This window comes from Vibrio sp. 970, from assembly GCF_033339075.1.
Genome location: NZ_JAWOTW010000428.1, coordinates 1 through 643 on the forward strand (window position 1 = coordinate 1; position 643 = coordinate 643).

General features: G+C 49.3%; 1 protein-coding gene. It reads right to left on the reverse strand.

The features are described from left to right. A partial coding sequence (locus tag R7Q11_RS27105; protein ID WP_225467101.1) for a putative bifunctional diguanylate cyclase/phosphodiesterase occupies positions 1 to 643 on the reverse strand: 643 nt, incomplete at both ends.

The following is a 643-nucleotide window of genomic DNA, read 5'->3' on the forward strand; positions in this document are numbered from 1 at the left end:
AATACGACAGTGACGAATACCCAGTGCCAAAGTCGTCGATCGACAAAGCAAAGCCCAGCTTTTTAATCGCATTCAGCATTTGCAGCGTATGTTCGCTGTCACTCATCACCGCGCTTTCCGTTAGCTCAAACGTGATGCAACTTGGATCAAGTTCGGTTGTGCGCAGCAGTTTCTCCATAAAGTCGATCAACTGAGGGTTGCCAAACTGTTCTGGAGACAAGTTGATCGCGACGCGACCCGGCAAAATGCCTTGTTGCTTCCAGCGTTTTACGGTGTTGAATACATCACGCATCACCACGCGGCCCAGATGCTCAATCAAACCTGCTCGTTCCGCCACAGGAATAAATGATCCTGGGCTAATGTAGCCCTCAACCGGATGTTTCCAACGTACTAAAGCCTCTGCGCCATTGATACTGAAATCACGGGCGTTCACTTTGGGTTGATACCAAACTTCAAGACCATTTTGCTGCAGGGCTTTTTGCAGTTCGATTTCGAGCCACAAACGCATACGCGCTTCTTTGTTCATTTGGTCATTGAATTTGATCAGACGGTTTCGCCCGCGATCTTTGGCTTCGTACATTGCGGTATCGGCATTTTGTAGCAAGATGCGAGCATCCTGCCCATCTTCCGGATAGCGGACGCT